Annotated in this window: 13 protein-coding genes; 9 read left to right on the forward strand and 4 right to left on the reverse strand. The window is 63.5% G+C overall.

The genetic code is table 11. The features are described 5' to 3' along the window. The first annotated feature begins 39 nt into the window (after positions 1–39). The 9 genes from ACR9Y2_RS22115 (at position 40) to ACR9Y2_RS22155 (ending at position 12,337) form a co-directional block, all read left to right on the forward strand. Positions 40–888, forward strand: coding sequence for a tetratricopeptide repeat protein (locus ACR9Y2_RS22115; protein WP_435043831.1), 849 nt, complete (start codon positions 40–42; stop codon positions 886–888). A 49-nt stretch (positions 889–937) separates the two neighbouring features. Beyond that, positions 938–2,164, forward strand: a complete 1,227-nt coding sequence (locus ACR9Y2_RS22120) for an ABC transporter permease (RefSeq protein ID WP_435043832.1) — start codon at positions 938–940, stop codon at positions 2,162–2,164. Between the two features lie 168 nt (positions 2,165–2,332). Beyond that, positions 2,333–5,356 carry a PAS domain S-box protein gene (locus tag ACR9Y2_RS22125; protein ID WP_435043833.1) on the forward strand — a complete coding sequence of 1,008 codons (3,024 nt, stop codon included), beginning with the start codon at positions 2,333–2,335 and terminating at the stop codon, positions 5,354–5,356. 90 nt (positions 5,357–5,446) lie between these two features. Continuing rightward, positions 5,447–6,724, forward strand: coding sequence for a TolC family protein (locus ACR9Y2_RS22130; RefSeq protein ID WP_435043834.1), 1,278 nt, complete (start codon positions 5,447–5,449; stop codon positions 6,722–6,724). A 252-nt stretch (positions 6,725–6,976) separates the two neighbouring features. Then, positions 6,977–9,295, forward strand: a complete 2,319-nt coding sequence (locus ACR9Y2_RS22135; RefSeq protein ID WP_435043835.1) for a tetratricopeptide repeat protein — start codon at positions 6,977–6,979, stop codon at positions 9,293–9,295. Beyond that, positions 9,295–9,975, forward strand: coding sequence for a CAAX prenyl protease-related protein (locus tag ACR9Y2_RS22140; RefSeq protein WP_435043836.1), 681 nt, complete (start codon positions 9,295–9,297; stop codon positions 9,973–9,975). The genes ACR9Y2_RS22135 and ACR9Y2_RS22140 overlap by 1 nt, the downstream gene beginning before the upstream one ends. Positions 9,976–10,020: 45 nt before the next feature. Then, a complete protein-coding gene (locus ACR9Y2_RS22145; protein WP_435043837.1) occupies positions 10,021–10,911 on the forward strand; it encodes a hypothetical protein in 891 nt (296 codons plus the stop codon). After that, positions 10,908–11,771, forward strand: a complete 864-nt coding sequence (locus tag ACR9Y2_RS22150) for an ROK family protein (RefSeq protein ID WP_435043838.1) — start codon at positions 10,908–10,910, stop codon at positions 11,769–11,771. The genes ACR9Y2_RS22145 and ACR9Y2_RS22150 overlap by 4 nt, the downstream gene beginning before the upstream one ends. Continuing rightward, positions 11,768–12,337 carry a D-sedoheptulose-7-phosphate isomerase gene (locus ACR9Y2_RS22155; RefSeq protein ID WP_435043839.1) on the forward strand — a complete coding sequence of 190 codons (570 nt, stop codon included), beginning with the start codon at positions 11,768–11,770 and terminating at the stop codon, positions 12,335–12,337. Before ACR9Y2_RS22150 ends, ACR9Y2_RS22155 begins: the two co-directional genes overlap by 4 nt. Before the next feature lie 178 nt (positions 12,338–12,515). Here ACR9Y2_RS22155 and ACR9Y2_RS22160 read toward each other — a convergent pair whose 3' ends face one another. The 4 genes from ACR9Y2_RS22160 to ACR9Y2_RS22175 form a co-directional block, all read right to left on the reverse strand. Then, positions 12,516–13,844 carry a hypothetical protein gene (locus ACR9Y2_RS22160; protein WP_435043840.1) on the reverse strand — a complete coding sequence of 443 codons (1,329 nt, stop codon included), beginning with the start codon at positions 13,842–13,844 and terminating at the stop codon, positions 12,516–12,518. A gap of 16 nt (positions 13,845–13,860) precedes the next feature. Beyond that, entirely contained in the window at positions 13,861–14,541 is a 681-nt protein-coding gene (locus ACR9Y2_RS22165) for an ABC transporter ATP-binding protein (protein ID WP_435043841.1), read from the reverse strand. A gap of 9 nt (positions 14,542–14,550) precedes the next feature. After that, positions 14,551–15,651, reverse strand: a complete 1,101-nt coding sequence (locus ACR9Y2_RS22170; RefSeq protein ID WP_435043842.1) for an ABC transporter permease — start codon at positions 15,649–15,651, stop codon at positions 14,551–14,553. Positions 15,652–15,736: 85 nt separating this feature from the next. Beyond that, positions 15,737–16,747, reverse strand: coding sequence for a nicotinate-nucleotide--dimethylbenzimidazole phosphoribosyltransferase (locus ACR9Y2_RS22175; RefSeq protein WP_435043843.1), 1,011 nt, complete (start codon positions 16,745–16,747; stop codon positions 15,737–15,739). Position 16,748 lies beyond the last annotated feature (1 nt).

The raw sequence follows: 16,748 nt of genomic DNA on the forward strand, positions 1-16,748 counted from the left end.
CCACGGTATAATTGGGAGTCGTCGGAACGGGGAAGAGCCGTGAGGGTGTTCATTGTCAGCCTGCTACTGAGTCTGTGTGCCGTCGCCTCGGATGTCGACCGCGCGCAAAAGCTGTACGACCACACTGATTACCAAGCCGCCTTGGAGGTACTGAACAAGTCTTCCGAGGGCAAGTCGGCCGCCGGTTGGGAACTGGCGGGCAAATCGTCTTACCAGTTGGGCGACTTCAAGCGGTCTATCGAATACTTCGAGAAGGCTGTTCAGGCCGAGCCGTCGAAGTCGGTGTATGTGAACTGGCTGGGCCGGGCCTGGGGCCGCAGGGCCGAGACCGCCAATCCGTTCATGGCGCCTGGCTATGCGTCGAAGGCGCGGCAGTTCTTTGAGAAGGCCGTTGCGCTGAACCCCAGGGACGTCGAAGCCGTCAACGACCTGTTCTCCTACTACCTGGAAGCGCCCGGGTTCCTGGGCGGCGGCATGGACAAAGCCATGACGCTGGCCGAACAGATCCGGACGAATGACCCGGCCGAGTACCATTTTGCCCTGGCGCAGATCGCGCAACGCCGGAAGCAGTACGACCTGGCAGAGGGCCAATTGCGGAAGGCCGTGGACTTGGCTCCGAAGCAGGTGGGGCGGGTGATCGACCTGGCTCGCTTCCTGGCGCGGCGCGGCAAGTATGGCGAGAGCGAGACCATTTTCCAGCAGGCCGCCAAGGTAGACCCGAACTCAAAGCGGGTCCTTTATGCCAGGGCGGAGGCTTACATCGACACGAACCGGAATCTGGACGTCGCGCGCAAGCTTCTGAATGAGTACCTGCAGGCTCCGCTGTCTCCGGAAGATCCTTCGCGGGAAGATGCCCGGCGCCTGCTGAAGCGCGTTACAGCCGACTGATGCGCGGCGTGCGGACCGGCCCGCGCGTCTCGTGGCAAACTGGAATCTGATGCCGTCCCTGCAGTTCCTTTACGAGGCTTTCCGCTTCAGCTATCAGGCTTTGCAGGCGAACCGGGTGCGGACCCTGCTCACCGCCCTGGGCCTGCTGATTGGGAACGCGAGCGTGATCCTGGTGGTGACCATTTCGATCACCAGCCGCGACTTGATTCTGGACAAGATCCGCGGGATTGGTTCCAATCTCATCTCCGCCTATTACGATGCGGGCACGCAGGACACGGCCAAGGCCGACGCCGACTTCGTGAAGCTGGCTGATGTCGAGGCTGCCCGGCGGGAGCTGGGTTCGCGGATAGTGGCCGCCTCGGCTGTCACGAATGCGACCGACCGCCTGGTGATCGACGGACACGAGCGCGACGTGCGCGTGATTGGGACTGATGAGTTTTACGCGCAAGTCAGGAACCTGCAACTGGTTACGCGCAACGGCCGGTTCTTCGACCCTTCCGACATCGCGCTGCGCCAGAAGGTGGCCATGCTGGACAACAAGCTGGCCATTACCCTGTTCGGGTCGACCAGCAATTCCGTCGGACAGGTGATCAAGATCCATGGTTTGCAGTTCACGATCATTGGCGTGTTCAAGGAGCGCACTTCGACGTTTGGGCAGTCGGAGCTGGGTGACAACGGCGCGGCGTTGATTCCCTTCACAGTGCAGCGGTTTTTCGAGCCGGTGGAGCGCGTGGATCCGATGTATCTGCAAGTGCGGGTGGCGGAAGACGTGCCGGCGGCGACGCAGGTGCTGGCGGAACTGCTGGCTTCGCGGCACAGGCAGGGGGCGCGGTATACGGTGCAGAACCTGACGGCGATCCTGGAGACGGCCAGTACGGTGGCCACCGTGCTGACGCTGGTGCTGGTGCTGGTGAGCGCCATTGCGCTGCTGATCTCGGGTATCGGGATCATGAATATCATGCTGGTGACGGTGACGGAACGGACCAGGGAGATCGGGGTACGGATGTCGCTGGGCGCCTCGCGGCGGGCCGTGCTGCTGCAATTCCTGCTGGAAGCGATCCTCATCAGCGTCGGCGGCGGCATCCTGGGGATTATGGCCGGGGTGGCGGTGCCGGTGGCGGCGAATCTGCTGCAGGACGAGGTTTACATCCCTATCTCCACTCTTTCCATAGTGGTAGCCTTTGGGGTTTCGTTCGTGGTGGGCATTATCTTTGGGATTCTACCCGCCAACCGGGCGTCGCGATTGAACCCCACGGAAGCACTCCGATACGAATAATCCGGCTCGGATTAGGAAATCTTTATAATTCGGTACAGTACCCGGTGTAGGCTGGGGCAGGGTGATCTACAATGTTGTTCAGCCTCCGACAGTACACCGGGTGGCTGCCTTCAGCGGTAGCCGGTCAAGTCGGTGCTTCGGACGCCGGGCTTGGCCGGGGATTGAGCCATGCCTATCTCAAGCGCCTACCTTGCATCCATTATTGAGTCCTCGGACGACGCAATCATCAGCAAAAACCTGGACGGGCTGGTCACCAGTTGGAACCGGGCCGCGGAATTGATTTTCGGATACACCGCGGAAGAGATGATCGGGCAGCCGATTGCGCGGATCCTGCCGCCGGACCGCCAGGGGGAGATGCCGGCGATCCTGGAGCGGATCCGGCGCGGTGAACGAATCCAGCATTTTGAGACGGTCCGCATGCGAAAAAACGGCGACCTGGTGCAGGTTTCGCTGTCCATTTCGCCGGTCCTGGGGGACGATGGCACGGTAATCGGCGCGGCCAAGATTGTCCGCGATATCTCGGAGCGAATGGGGCAGGAAGCCCGGTTGCGGGATATCGAGGAGCGGTATGGTGACGCGCTGTGGGCCTCGGAGATCGGCGTTTGGCGCATTGAGCCGGGGACCGGCATGGCCAGGCGGGACGAACGAGCGTCCCGGCTGCTGGAACTACCCGTTGACCTGCAGGAGTGCCCCGTCACCGTGCACCTGGGGCACGTGCATGCCGAAGACCGGGCAAGGGTGTCGCACTCGCTGGAGCACGCCGCTCGCACTGGCGAGCCGTATCAGCAGGATTTCAGGGTGGTTACCCCGAAGGGTATGCGCTGGGTGCGCGACCGGGGCCGCCTGCACAAAGGCAACAACGGTTTTGGAGCCGTCCTGACGGGTTGCATGATCGATATCAGTGAGCGGGCCGGCGTCATGGAGCAACTGGCGACGGAGCACGCCCGGTTACGGTCGATTGTGGACCAACTGCCCGTGGGTGTGATGTTGACGGACTTGCCCTCGCGTCGGCTGTCGCTGTGGAATCCGGCCGTGGAGCGGATCATGGGACGCCCGATTCCGCCGACGCTGGAGGAGGAGATCGCGGCGCGGTCTGGCGAATTCCCGAACGGAAAGCCCTATGCTGCCCAGGATTGGCCTGTGATGCGGACAGTTCTCACGGGCGAGCCGGTGGTCCATGAAGAGATCGCGATCCGCGCGGCGGATGGGACGGAGAAGGTCATTGACACGTGTTCGGGGCTGGTGCGCGGTCCGGGCGGCCAGACGATTGGTGCGCTGGCGACTTATGTAGACCTGACTGATCACAAACGGACCGACCTGCATTACCGGCTGATATTCGAGCGCAGTCCTGTGCCCTTATGGGTTTACGACGAAGTGACGCTGGAGTTCCTGGCCGTGAACCAGGCGGCGATCGACGATTACGGCTACAGCCGCACTGAATTCCTGTCCATGACCATCAAGGACATCCGGCCGCCGGAGGATGTTCCGCTGCTGATCGAGCGCATCAACAACCTGGAGTCGGGCACCGAGCGGCTGAACTGGTCGGACAATCCGGACAGGCATTGGCGGCATCAGCGCAAGGATGGGTCGCAGATGCATGTCGACATCCGGTCGCACTCGCTTCTGTTTGATGGGCATCCGGCGCGGCTGGTGATGTCGATCGACGTGACATCGAGGCAGAAGCTGGAGGAGCAGTTGCGGCAATCGCAGAAGATGGAGGCGATTGGGCAACTGGCGGGCGGGATCGCCCATGATTTCAATAATTTGCTGACGGTGATCGGGGGCTATGCGAATTTGAGCCTGATGGGCCTGGAGGACGATCATCCGATCAGGCCGCACCTGGCCCAGGTGGCGTCGGCCGGCGAGCGGGCGGCGGCGCTGACCCAGCAACTGCTGGCATTTGGCCGCAAACAGGTGTTGCAGCCGCGCATCCTGAATATGAACAGTGTGGTGCAGGGCATGCGGCCGCTGCTGACACGGCTGCTGCGCGAGGACATCCAACTGGAGACGCGGCTCAATCCGGAGCTGTGCGAAGTGGAGGCCGATCCGCACCAATTGGAGCAGGTTCTGATGAACCTGGTGATCAATGCCAGCGATGCCATGCCTGCGGGCGGGCTGGTGACGATCGAGTTGCAGGACGTGGAACTGGACGAGGCTTACGTGGGCAGCCACCTGGGCGTGAAGCCGGGCCGGCACGCCATGCTGGCCGTCAGCGACACGGGGCACGGAATGGACGCGAAGACGCAAGCTCGCATCTTCGAGCCGTTCTTCACGACCAAGCCGGCCGGGAAGGGTACAGGGTTGGGGCTGTCGACGGCGTTCGGCATCGTGAAGCAAAGCGGCGGGCACATCGGTGTCTACAGCGAACTGGGGGTGGGCAGTACTTTCAAGGTCTATTTGCCGGCAGCGACGGCGATGGCGCGGGTGGGGGACGAGAAGCCGGCGGTGACCTCGTTGAGCGGCAGCGAGACGATTCTGCTGGTGGAGGATGATCCCGGTGTGCGGGAGTTTGCCGTACGGGTGCTGAAGGAGCTTGGCTACACGGTGCACGAGGCGGCCAATGGCGAGCAGGCGCTGCGGATCGGGCGGATTCTGGGTGAGCTGTTGGATCTGCTGGTGACCGACGTGGTGATGCCGAACATGGGGGGGCGGCAGCTCTCAGAGGCGCTGGCTCCGATTTGCCGGAAGATGCGGGTGCTGTTCATGTCGGGCTATACGCAGAATGCGATTGTGCAGCACGGTGTCCTGGATCCTGGCCTGGAGTTTCTGGCTAAGCCCTTCCATTCCAGGAGTTTAGGAGAGCGGATCAAGGAGGTGCTGTCGACCCCGATCCGGCCGCGGTCGGTGCTGCTGCTGGAGGGGGATCCGGCGGTCAGCGCCTTGCTGCGCGATGCGCTGGAGGTGGGCGGGTACACGGTGGCGCTGGCCACGGAAGCAAGCGAAGCGGTAGCGCGCTGCCGGCAGAAACCGGTGGATCTGCTGGTGGTGGACGCGGTTGCGCCCACGCTGGACGCCCTGGACCAGATTCACGAGCTGTCGGACGAATTGCCGCACGTGCGGCTGGTGACGCTGGCCCACAATTGGGACGAGCAGATCCGGCGCGAGGCCAGGCGGGCGGGCGCCCACGAGTGCCTGCAGAAGCCGGTGTCGCTGGATCTCTTCCTGAAGACCGTTCGCGACCTGATCGGCTGAACGGACTGGCGGGCGACTGTACCTCTACCAGAAGGTGGCTGCGTCCAATGCCTATTCCGTGGCGCGGTACGCTACGAAGGGAACCTATCTATGCGCACTGTCTTTCTCCTCCTGATTCTGGCCTGTGCGGTATTGGCGGAGCCTCGCACGTTCACCTTAAAGCAGGCAGTGGAACTGGCCCTGAAGCAGAGCCCGGACCTGGTGTTGGCGCGGCTGGACGAGCAGAAGGCCGCCTATGAGATCCAGGCGGTGAAGGAGCCGATGCTGCCCCGTGTGTTTGTCGGCAGCGGCCTGGCCTATTCCAGCGGCATGCCGATGAGCATTGAAGGCGCCTCGCCGTCGGTGATGCAGGCCAAGGCGGTGCGGAACATCTACAACGCCGTACAGGGGTACCAGGTGGCGTCGGCCCGGGAAAGCGCCCGCAGCGCGGCGCTGGGGGTGGCGGCGATGAGGGAAGAGATTGCGCTGCGGACGGCCACTTTGTTTCTGGACCTGGAGAAGGCCGCCAAGGAGACGGAGATTGCGGAGCGGCAGATTGAGCATTTGCGGCGGGTGGAAGCGGCGATCCGGCTGAGGGTAGAGGAAGGCAAGGAGCTGCCGATCGAGTCGAGGCGGGCGGCTTTGAACCTGTTGAAGGCACGGCAGCGGCTACAGAGCCTGCAGACTGCGCGGGATGCGGCGTCGCAGAGCCTGGCGCTGGTGTTGGCTTTGCATCCGGGGGATGCGATCACTCCGGCTCCGGAGGAGCGGACGGCGGTGGAGCTGCCTCCGGACGAATCGACGTCGGTGGCGGAGGCATTGAGCGACAACCGCGAGATCCGGCGCATGGAAGCGGATCTGGCGGCGAAGAACCTGGAAGTGCGGAGCTTCCGGGCGAATCGGATGCCCAAAGTGGACTTGGTGGCGCAGTATGGGCTGTTCGCCAAGTTCAACCACTATGAAGACTACTTCAACAAGTTTCAGCGGAATAACGGGCAGTTGGGTATCTCGCTGCAGATTCCGGTGTTTGCGAGCACGGCGGACGAAGCGCGGGCCGCGCAGGCGGAGATCGAGTCGAGGCGAATTCGTTTCCAGATCAATGATTTACGCGGCCGGGTGGAGGCCAACACGCGGCGTGCGTGGATGAAGATCCGGGATGCGGAGATGGGGCGCGAGGTGGCGAAGCTGGATCTGGAGCTGGCGCGGCAGCAGGTATCGGTTTTGCTGGCGCAAATGGAAGAGGGGAAAGCGTCAATGAAGCAGATTGACGAAGCTCGATTTCAGGAGCAGGAGCGGTGGCTGGCGCTCTACGACAGTTCCTATCTGCTGGAGTTGGCGCAGATGGAGTTGCTGCGGCAGACCAATGCGCTGGTGGCGGCGCTGCGGTAGTGGGTGAGGGGGCCTACATTTGAGCGGCCGGCCTGGCCAAGTGGCGGGCTAGTACGTCAGGCGGCAGGGCTGATTGAGCGGCCTGGGACGGCAGATTCAGAGCATCGGATAGGTCTCATCCAACCCCTGGTACTCGCCCTATATTCTCCGTTTATGCCCAGCTCGGCCCCACTGTATTGCGCTCTCTTTTCGTGTATGCTCAACTAGTTGAGGACACTCGGAGGTCCTGATTCTTACTCGGTGGAAACTGCCATGAAACATAGTCGTCCCGTCCTGCAATTCCTTGCTCTGCTGGTTGCGCTGCTCAGCCTTGGCGGCTGCATGCGTGATCCGGAAAAGGTTAAGCGGCGTTATCTGGAAAATGGCAACAAATACATGGCGCAGAGCAAGTATAAAGAAGCTGCGCTGATGTATCGAAATGCCATCCGGCGTGACCCCAAGTTTGGCGAGGCCTATTCGCAATTGGGGGATGCCGAACTGCGCCGCGGAGACGTGCGTGCGGCTGTGGGCGCTTACCGCCGGGCGGTGGAACTGCTGCCGAACTCCGAGGATGCGGCGGGTAAGCTGGCTGACATCTACCTGGCTGCCTATTCCATGCAGAAGGATCGCAACAGCCCGCTGTTGGGGGAGGTGCGCGATCTCACCGAAACCCTGCTGAAGAAGGACCCGAACTCCTATCACGGATTGCGGCTGAAGGGCTTCATGGCCGTCAGTGACGGCAAGGCGACCGAGGCGATTGAGTACTTCCGGAAGGCGGACGCCGTGCGTCCGAAGCAGCCGGAACTGCTGTTTGCGCTGGCCCAGGTCCTGAATCAGGACAGCCAGTGGGTGGACGCCGAACAGGTTGCGCTGAAGATTGTCCAGGACACTCCGCATTACATCCCGGTCTACGACTTCCTGGCGTTGCAGTATCTGCGCAGGCAGAAGCCGGCGGAAGCGGAAGCGATTGTCGTGAAGAAGGTCGCCAACAACCCGACGGTGGTGGAGTTCAAGCTGCAGCAGGCGGGTTTTTACCGCGCCATGCAGCGCAAGGATCAGTCCGAGCAGGTGATCCAGAAGGTGATTGCGGACAATGGCAACGACGCGGGGGTGATGCGCAAGGTGGGCGATTTCTTCGTCCGGCTGCGCGAACTGGACCGCGCCATTGGCATTTATACCGACTCGGCCAAGAAGTTCTCCAGTGAGAAGACGAGCTTCCGCCTGCGCACGGCGCAGGTGAAGGTGGCGCAGGGCAAGCCGCAGGAAGCGCTGTCGATTGTGGAAGAAGCGCTGAGCGAAGATCCGAAGAGCAACGACGCCCTGACGCTGCGCGCCTCGCTGCAACTGCAGTATGGCGGCAAGGAGAAGCAGCAGGCGGCGATCAACGATCTGCAGACCTTGTTGAGCCGTACCCCGAGCAATGCGGTGGTGCGGTACAACCTGGCTCGCGCCTATCACAACCGGGGCGACCTGGACGCCGCGCGGGTGCAGTATCTGGAAGCGATCAAGCTGGCGCCGACGTTTGTGGCCTCACATATCGGACTGGGCCAGGTGTATCTGGTGAAGCGCGACTTCGGCAAGGCGATTGGCGAAGCGGATGACGCGTTGAAGTCTGATCCGGCCAACGTCCCGGCTCGCGTGATTCGCATCAATGCCCTGACGAACAGCGGCAATCTTGCCCAGGCGCGCACGGACGCGGCGGTGTACCTCAAAGAGAAGCCGGATTCGCCGGACCTGCAGTTCCAGGTTGCGGTGATCGACTTCATCGACGGACACCTGAAGGAAGCGGAGAACAGTTTCCGCGCGCTGCGCACGCGGTTCCCCTCGGATCCGCGGCTGACGTTCGCGATCGCCGAAGTGATGATCCGCACCAATCGCCAGACCGATGCGCTGAAGTTCCTGCAGGAGGAACTGGCGAAGACTCCCGACAACAAGGAACTGCGGCTGGCGGTGGCGAATACGGCCCTGCGAATCGGCCAGGGTGACGTGGCCGAGAGCGAGTACCGGCAGTTGGTCGACAAGGATCCGAAGAACCCTGAGCTGTACATGCGGCTGGGGGAGACACTGCGGAAGAAGGGGCAGATCCAGGCTTCCATTGAGGTGCTGAAACGCGGCCAGCAACTGTCCCCCACGAATCCCAATGCGAATCTGCAGTTGGCGATGACGCTGGACCTGGCTGGGATGAAGCGCGAGTCGCTGCCGTTGTATGAAGCCGTGGTGAAGGTGGAGCCCGACAATCCGATCGCTCTGAACAACCTGGCGTTCATGTATGCCGAGGACGGCAAGGATCTCGACCAGGCGCTGACCTATGCGCAGCGCGCGAAATCGAAGATGCCGAACAACGAGGACGTGGCGGATACGATGGCCTGGATCTACATCAAGAAGCAGCTCAACGACAACGCCATCACGATTCTCAAGGACCTGACCAACAAGCAGCCGAAGAACCCCACCTATCACCACCACATGGGTGTGGCCCTGTTCCAGAAGGGCAACAAAGCTGCCGCCAAACAGAGCCTGCAGACGGCTCTCTCGCTCAAGCCGGCCAAGGACGAGGAAAGCAAGATTCGAGAGCTGCTGGCTAAGGTTGGTTGATGGCGGGCCGGAATTCCCTCTCGCCTCAATTTCTAGCCTACGTGGGACCCTTCGGGGTCTTCATGGCGCTGCTCGTGCTGCTGCCGCGGTTGAACCTGCCCATTCGCGCCAACCTGGCCATCTGGCTGGTGGTGTGCTCGGCGGCGATCTTCTTCTTGAGCCGGAAGGTGCTGGAGTTCCGGCCTTCGCAATGGGTGCTGAGTACGCTGGTGGGGGTTGGTGTGTTCGTGCTGTGGGTGGCGCCGGATGTTCTGGTGCCGGGTTGGCGTTCGCACTGGCTGTTCCAGAACTCCATCATGGGCGAGTTGAAGACCAGCCTGCCCTCCGACGCGCTGACCGATAACCTCTCGCTGGCGATGCGCGTGTTGCGCGCCACACTGATCGTTCCCATCGTGGAGGAATTGTTCTGGCGCGGCTGGCTGATGCGGTGGCTGATCGACCCCAGGTTCGACGAAGTGCCCATGGGGAAGTACTTGTTCTCCAGCTTCTGGGTGGTGGCCGTGCTGTTCGCACTGGAGCACGGTCCTTACTGGGACGTCGGATTGCTGGCCGGCGTGGCGTACAACTGGTGGATGGTCCGAACGAAGCGGCTGGGCGACCTGATGCTTTGCCATGCCGTGACCAACGGCTGCCTGTGCGCCTATGTGTTGCGCACCGGACAGTGGGAATACTGGCTCTAGCAGGGTGCCCGGGCGCCTGGCACGCCCGCCGGACGTGGTGAGTTTGTGAACGCACGCGCAATCCTGAACCGGACGCAGACACTGAGAATCCTCGTGGCCGGGGACCTGTGGCTGGACCGTTGGTCCCGGCATGATCCCTATCTCCGCTCGACATCGCCCGAGACCGGCCTGGAATCCACCGTGGTCGTCGCTACGGAGACGGCTGCCGGCGGCTGCGGGTTGACGGCCGCGGTGGTGGCTGCGTTAGGAGCCCAGGTGACGCTGCTGGGGGTGACAGGCGACGATGGCACCGCCCTGGACTTGCGCCGGGCGCTGGAACTGGCGGGCGTCTCCGCCGCGCATCTGATCACGGGGCCTGGCCCCACTGCTGCCCTGACGCGGTTCCTCAATACACGAAGTGACGCCGAGGACCTGGGGCGGGTGGAGGCGGCGCGCTTCCAACAGCCGGAACCGGTGGCGGCTGAGTTTCTGGCCGCGTTGCAGGCAATGGCCCCGGGACACGACTGTGTCATCGCGGTGGAGCACCAGCCGGCGGTGCTGGGCGGACTGACCGCTGGTATTGCGGGCGACGCCTGGAAAGCGCTGGCTGCACAGTGTCCGCTGCTGTGGCTGGAGACGCCGCGGCAGTTGCAGCAGATCCGGGCTGATGCGGCATCACCACTGAATGTCCGGCCGGACGGGCAGGGCGGGGTTGAGATCGACGACGGGTCTGCGAGGCAGACCGTGCCGGAGCGAGTACCGGAGAATCCGCTGGATCCGCATGGCGCTCGCGAGACCTTTTCAGCGGCAGCCGCACTGGCGCTGGCCGCCGGAGCCGAGGCGCCCGACGCGGTGCGTTTTGCGCTGCTGGCTGCCGCTGTGTGCATGATGAAGCCAGGCGCGCGTTGCGCCTCGCCCGATGAGATTCTGAGGGCGGAACGGGAGTGGAGCGAATGAGTATTCTGGCCATCGACATTGGTGGAACGAAGTTCACAATGGCCCTGTTTGAGGGGGGCCGCATGGTGCAGCGCGTGTCCATGGCGACGGACCGCGAGGGCGGCCGGGACTGGATGCTGGCGAAGATCGGCTCCCTTGGAGACGAGTGGCGCGGCGACGGCGGATTCCAGGCGATTGGCGTGGGCTTCGGCGGTCCGGTGAATTTCGAGACGCAGCAGGTGGTGCTTTCCACGCATGTCGGCGGCTGGCAGGACTTCGATTTGCCGCAGTGGCTGAAGGAACGCTTCGGCGCACCGGTATGGATGGACAATGACGCCAACGTGGGCGCCCTGGGCGAAGGTGTTTTCGGCGCTGGGAAGGGGTTGCGGCCGCTGTTCTACATGACGTTGTCGACGGGCATCGGCGGCGGGATTCTCACGGGTGAGGATGTCTACCGTGGAGCCGATTCGTATGCGGGCGAGATCGGGCACATGAACGTGCGGCCCGACGGGCCGGATTGCCTGTGCGGCTCGAACGGCTGCTTTGAGCGCATGTGTTGCGGGTTGTGGATGGAGCGCGACTACGGCCGCACGGCGAAGGAGATGCTGGCCGATCCGGAGTTTGTGCGGAAGTATGTGGTGGACCTGGCTCGCGGCCTGAAGGCGGCGCTGATGCTGCTGAATCCGGCCGCGATCGTAATTGGCGGAGGCATTAGTAAGGCCGGTGACGCTCTGTTCGTGCCCTTGCGGGCCGAGCTCAACCGGCAGATGACGGCTTGGTCGAAAGCGCGGCGCAATGTGGTTCCGGCCGCGCTGGGCGATGACAGCGTGCTGTGGGGCGCCCTGGAGCTGGCGCGCCGGATGGAGGGAATCACGACATGACGGACTTCAGTTCGACCTACAAAGCCCAGTTGCTGAAGGCGCTGGACTCCCTGCCGCTGGACCGTGTGGAAGAGGCGATCGCGGTGTTGAGAGCCGCGCGCGATGAGGATCGCCAGGTGTTTGTGTGCGGCAACGGCGGCAGCGCGGCCACGGCCTCGCACTTTGTGTGCGACATGGTGAAGGGCAGCAGTTACGGCCGGCCGCGGCGGTTCCGGATTCTCAGCCTGAATGACAACCTGCACACGATCACGGCCTACTCCAACGACGTCAGTTACGAGTGTGTGTTCGTGGAGCAGTTGCGGAACTTTGCGCGTCCCGGCGATGTGCTGATCTGCATCAGCGGCAGCGGCAACTCGCCGAACGTGCTGCGGGCGGCGGAGTATGCCAACGAGGCAGGCCTCACCACCATCGGCTTGACAGGCCGGGATGGCGGCCAGTTGGGGCGGTTGTCCAAGCTCCAGATCAACGTCGCCGAACAGCACATGGGCCGCATTGAGGATGGCCACATGGTGGCGTGCCACATGATCGCCTACTACTTCATGGAGCGCGAAGCCGCGGGCGTCTGATCCTGCAAAAAGAAAACCGGTTACCCGGAGGAGGTGGGTAACCGGCTGAGTTTTGGAGGAGGAGAAAAACTTTCTCTGAAGTAAGTTTGGCGTGTAGGCGCCGTTACGTCGATCCAACCGGGGGACCATTTTTCGGTAGGACCGTACTGTACCTTGGGGGGTACTGGCCCGGCAGGACTCAGGTACGGCCGGGCAGGCCGCGCAGGAAGGGCGGATCCGACCAGTCCCACACCCGCTCTGTGTGCGCGTCGATCCGGTTGGGAACGGTATTCCAACTGGCGGGCCCCTGGTTCCAGGCCGACCAGCCATTGCACCAGATTCCGCCCGCAATCCCCAGCACCAGTAACACTCGCAAGGCCGGCTTGTATTGGCGCCAGGCGTCGAAAACCGGGATCAGCAGCACCATGAAAACCGGCAGCACATCCGAGAACAGGCGGGGGCCGTTGCAGTAGCCGCCCCACCAGACGGAGAAAGAGGAAATGAGCAGGTAGTGCAGGCAGGCGATGGCGGCCATGGCCGCGGCGAGGGGACGCCGTTCCGGTTGGCGCCACCAGAGGAAGAAGCCGGGCAGGGCAGCCAGCAGGATGGGCGCGTAGACAAAAAGGCCGCGAGCGGGACTGGCCAGGTGGCCCAATAGGGCGGCGGCCAGGTTGCCGTGTACGCCTAGGGCGCCCTGCGGAGCTCCGGTAGGCCGGTAGTAGGGCTCAAGCAGCGACCCATAGATGCTGTAATTTCGCAGCGCGAAGAGCAGAGCGACCGGCGCGGCTGCAGCCACCAGCAGAAGGAACGGCCGGCGGCCGCGGGTAATGGCCCAGATCGCGAAGACGGCTGCGGGAATGGCGTTGGTGGGGCGCGTAAAGAAGGCAAAGCTAAGCAGGGCCCCGGCCACGGCCCAGAGAGCGGGTTTGCGTTCCGCGTGGACGGCAGCAAGGATCGCGGCGGAGAGCAGCAGCATGTCGGCGGCCTGCATGCCGAGAGCCCGGGAGCCGGTTGACCAGGCGGGGGACGCGAAAGCAAAGATGAGAGCGATGGCGAGGGCCGTACCCAGGCTGGCGAAGTGCAGGGCGATGGAATAGAGGATGACCGTCGCCAGCGCGATCCACAGGCTGGCAATCAGGATCTCGACGGCGACGGAGGAGTTCTCCAGGTCGCCGCGCAGCAGGGCGGCCAGTGGGGGCGACTGGATGCGGGCGGCCAGGGGCTCGAGCGCGAAGTGGAAGCCGCGGAGGGCCGTTTCCAGTCCGGCGACGGCCGGCACGGCGAGCAGCGCGGTGCCCGTGGGGTAGATGGTGCGGTAGTGTCCGTCGGGGCGGGTGATGGCGTAGTAGCGGCTGGCCTGCAGGCGCGGCTGGTACTCATCGAGGTCGAGGTCGCCATGGCGGATGAGGCTGAGGGCCTGGAAGACGTTCCAGCGGGAGTCGCCTGAGCCGGCTACGGGGCTGACGGCATGCACCAGGAAAACGGCGAGCCCCAGCAGGGCGCCCACTTTCCCCTTCAGCCGCGTCATGGCGCGATTCCTGACTCTAGCTTTCGCCGACGATGCGCCCGTCGCGCATCAGCACGGTGCGGTGACCGTAGGCGGCGGCTTCGGGATTATGCGTGATCATGAGGATGGTCTGGCCCAGGCGGCTGTTGAGGTCGCGCAGGACGTCAAGCACCTTGACCGAGTTCTCGGTGTCGAGATTGCCGGTGGGTTCGTCCGCCAGCAGGATGGTGGGGTGGTTCACCAGGGCGCGGGCGATGGCCACGCGCTGCTGCTCGCCGCCGGACAAGGCCCGGGGCTTGTGATGCAGGCGGTGGTGGATGCCGAGGGTCTTCAGCAGTTCGACGAAATCGCCGTCCAGCGGGCCGGAGTGGCCGCCGAAGTAGCGCGCCATCTCGATGTTCCCCATGGCGGTAAGGGTGGGCAGCAGATTGTAGCGCTGGAACACGAAACCGACCTTGGTGCGGCGCAGGCGCGTGCGTTCGCGATCGGTGATGGCCGAGAGGTCTTCCCCGCCGATGACGACGGTACCGGAGGTGGGGGAAGCCAGCCCGCCGAGGATGTGGAACAGGGTGGATTTGCCGGAACCGGAGGGGCCGACGACGCTGACGAACTCCCCTGGCTGGATATCGAGCGAGACGCCGCGCAGGGCGGGTACTTCAATTTCGCCGACACGGTAGATCTTTTTGAGGTCTTTGACGCGGATGATCGGGTCTGCCATGGGGTCTTCTTATTCGTGCGAAAGAGCCTCGATGGCGTCTTGTGTAGCGGCGCGCATGCCGGGGTAGACGGCGCCCAGGAGTCCGGCGGTGAGGGAGATGCCCAGCGCCGTGGGCCACCAGTCGGGTGCAAGTTCAGATTGCATGTTGGCGCGGATGAAGTGATTGATGGCCCAGTTGGCGGCCACGGAGAGGAGGATTCCGCAAATCCAGCCCACGACGGCCAGCACCAGGGTCTCGCGCACCAGGATGCCCATGACATCGCCCGGGGAGGCGCCCAGCGCTTTCAGGATGCCGATCTCGCGGGTGCGTTCCAGCACCGTGGTGTACATGGTGAGCCCCACGACCAGGAAGCCGACAATGACGGACAGGCCGGTGATGACGTAGATGAAACCCTTGAGGGCGGGCACGTTGTTGACGGAGAAGAGGCTGACGAACTCCTCGATGGAGTAGATGCCGTAGCCTTCGAGTTCCGGCACGGCCTTCAGCGCCGTGATGACGGGCTGCACATTTTCCTTGGTGTCGACTTTCAGGAATGCCTGGCTGATCTTCTCGTCGCTATTGGTCACCGACTGGAGCTGTTTGAGCGAGACGAGCTGGCGGGCCAGTTTGCCGGCCGGCACGATGCCGCAGATGCGCCAGTTGATGTTGAGCGCGTTGACGGTGTCGCCCACTTTCTTCTTGGACTGCTCGGCATACCAGTCGTCGACGATCATGTCGTTCTTCTCTTTGAACGGACCGCCTTCCAGGTACTTCATGCCTCCGCTGAGCGCGGCGAATTCGTCGAGGTTGATGCCGGTGATGGTGCTGAGCCCGGCATACGCCTGGACGTTGATGCCGGCCACTTTGGTGACGTGCGGGCGGGCGGCGAAGTATTTGAGGAACTTTTCCGGCATGCTGGCGCCGCTGAGGCTGATGGCCGAAGCACCCGGGGGTTTGATCATGATGTCGGCGCCGACACCTTTGGCCCGGTTGATGGAGTCCTGCAGCATGCCGTGGCTGAGGCCCACCACGGCCAGGATCATGGAGACCTGAAATCCAATGGAAAGGCAGCTGAGGGCAGTGCGGAGCTTACGATGCTTCAGATTCTCGAATACAAGGCGGTTGATCAAAGCGAGGTAGATCCTTCACACAAGTTCCTATTGTACCCTCTCGAACCTGTTGATTACGCGTCCGGCTGCGTGATTTGAGACGTGGTCACTCTACTTCCGGGGCCGAGATTTCCTGGTACAGGCGCAGCGACGTTTCGAGCAGTTGAATGGCCAGGGTGGCGCCCAGGCCCGCGCTTTCGCGCAGGTGGAGATCGAGGATGGGTTCGACTGACAGAAAGCGGAGGAGGATGGCATGCGCCCGATCGGGCGAAAGATGGGAGAACATGACCGCATCCAGGCAATCGGGCGCGAGACCGCGGGCGGCCATGGCAGCGGCGCCGGCCACGAAGCCATCGATGACGATGGGCAGGCGGCGGGCTGCCGCGCCGATGATGAAACCGGTCATGGCGGCGATCTCGAAACCGCCCAGGCAGCGCAGGGTGCCCTGCGGAGAGACCGTGTCCGCACGGTTGCGGGCGACGGCGGTGCGTACGGCCTGCACCTTGCGGTTCAGTGTGGCGTCGTCCAGTCCTTCATTGCGTCCAGTGGTCTCCGACGCATCGCGGCCGCCCATGGCGCAGAGCATGGCCGAGGCGGAGACCGAGCCGCCCACCCCGATTTGGCCGAGACCGACCACGTCGAACCGGCCTGCCGCGTCATCGGCCAATTGCAGGCCCACTTCCAGCGCGGAGTTCACCTGCGCTTCGGTCATGGCGGAGCCGCGACAGATGTTAGCCGTGCCGGCGGCAATCCGGTAGTTCAGCGCGCCGGGTTCGCCCGGCGACACTCCGCCCATGTCCACCAGGACGGGTTCAATGCGTGCCTGCCGGCAGATGACCTGGGCCGCCGAACCGCCTCGCAGGAACTGCCGGCAGAGACTGGCTGTGGCGTCCTGGGCTTCGGCGCTGATGCCTTCCTGGACGACACCGTGGTCGCCGGAGAACATGTAGAGGCCTTTGCGCTGGATCTGCGGCGTACTGACGCCGTGGATGAGCCCGTAGTGCACCACCAGGGCTTCGATCTGTCCCAGGCCGCCGGAGTTCCGCGTCAGCGCCGTCCAGCGATCAGTGATCGCCGCGACGACGGCCGGGTCCAGTAGCGGCCGGATGCGTTCCATG

Origin of the sequence: Paludibaculum fermentans, from assembly GCF_051172195.1 — a bacterium.
GTDB classification, from domain to species: Bacteria; Acidobacteriota; Terriglobia; order Bryobacterales; family Bryobacteraceae; genus Paludibaculum; species Paludibaculum fermentans_A.